Annotated in this window: 1 protein-coding gene and 2 pseudogenes; all 3 read left to right on the top strand. The window is 69.7% G+C overall.

Annotated elements, in window-relative coordinates; all coding sequences use genetic code 11:
- Positions 1-116, top strand: a pseudogene (locus AC5RTT_RS20515) (NAD(P)(+) transhydrogenase (Re/Si-specific) subunit beta); the annotation flags it as partial.
- Positions 117-120: 4 nt separating this feature from the next.
- A complete protein-coding gene (locus AC5RTT_RS20510; protein ID WP_494146699.1) occupies positions 121-1,026 on the top strand; it encodes a glycoside hydrolase family 3 N-terminal domain-containing protein in 906 nt (301 codons plus the stop codon).
- Positions 1,027-1,064: 38 nt separating this feature from the next.
- Positions 1,065-1,553, top strand: a pseudogene (locus AC5RTT_RS20505) (shikimate 5-dehydrogenase); the annotation flags it as partial.

Genomic DNA, 1,553 nt, shown 5'->3' with positions numbered 1-1,553 from the left:
TCATCGTCGTCACTGTCCTCGCCCTCGGGCTGGGCTGGCACCTGGTCGCCTCCATCGGCGGCGGCGACATGCCCGTGGTCGTGTCCATGCTCAACAGTGGCTGCGGGTGTCCTGCCCACGGTGAAGCACTTCCCCGGGCATGGTTCCGTCACGGCCGATTCCCACCACCACCTGCCGGTCCAGCCCGCAGGCGTGGAGGAACTCCGCGGCAGGGACTGGAAGCCCTTCCAGGCCGCCATAGCCGCCGGAACTCCGATGGTGATGACCGGGCACATTGCCGTGCCCGCGCTGGAACCCGGCGTCCCGGCGTCGCTCTCTGCTCCCACCTATGCCGCCCTGCGCGGACTGGGATTCAAGGGTGTGGCGGTGACGGACGCCCTGAACATGGGCGCGGTAACCAAGCAGTACCCCGGCGGAACCGCCGCGGTGATGGCGCTCGCAGCGGGTGCCGACCTGCTGCTGATGCCCGCCGACGTCGCCCAGGCCCATGCCGCCATCGTTGCAGCGGTGAAATCAGGAACGCTCCCCGCTGAAAGGCTGGACGAGGCCGCCCGGCGGGTGGCCACGATGATGGTCTGGCAGGGACGGAGAGGCCCTGCAGCAGGGACGCCGGCCGGCAGCGCGGCACCAGTCTCCGCCCGGGTCTCGGCCTCGGCCGTCACGGTAGTGTCCGGGCCCTGCAGCGGACCGCTGGTTCCGGGGGCTGTCCGGGTGGCAGGCGGCGGGCCGGGGGACCGGCAACGCTTCGAGGCCGCCGCCACCCGGGCAGGCCTCAGCCTGGGATCGGGGCCGGTGGTGAACCTCATCGGACACGGCGGGCGGCCCGCCGGAGGAGACATCGAGGTGGCGCTGGACGTCCCATGGACGCTGCAGGCCTCCCCGGCGCCGGTCCGACTGGCGCTCTACGGCCGCAGCGATGCCGCGTTCGACGCTCTCGCCGCCGTGCTGGCAGGGAAGGCGCCGGCGCCCGGAAAGCTGCCTGCAGCCGTCGGGAACATACCGGCCGGAACGGGCTGCCCCGCCTGAGCGCGTTTAATGGTCAGGTGCCCATTCTGAATAAAGACATGACTCTCTGCATCTCGCTCTCGGCCCGTCCCAGCAACAACGGGACCAGGTTCCACAACCACCTGTATGACCAGCTCGAGCTCAACTGGATCTACAAGGCGTTCGCCCCCACCAACCTGGAACAGGCCATCGCCGGGGTCCGCGGGCTGGGCATCCGTGGCTGCGCCATCTCCATGCCGTACAAGGAGGACGTCATCGCCCTCGTTGACGAGATGGACCCCTCCGCCAAGGCCATCGACTCGGTGAACACCATCGTGAACACGGACGGCCACCTCAAGGCCTACAACACCGACTACACGGCCATCGAACAGCTGCTCGCCAGCAATTCGGTACCCACCGGCTACTCGGTCCTGGTCCAGGGCGCCGGCGGCATGGCCAAGGCCACCGTGGCGGCACTCCGGGACGCCGGCTTCAAGGACGTCACGGTGATTGCGCGGAACGAGGCCGCCGGACGCGCGCTCGCCGCCCAGTACGGCTTCCAATGGCGG

It is taken from the genome of Arthrobacter sp. Y3221157, assembly GCF_059089865.1.
This window is presented reverse-complemented; position numbering and strand designations above follow the sequence as displayed.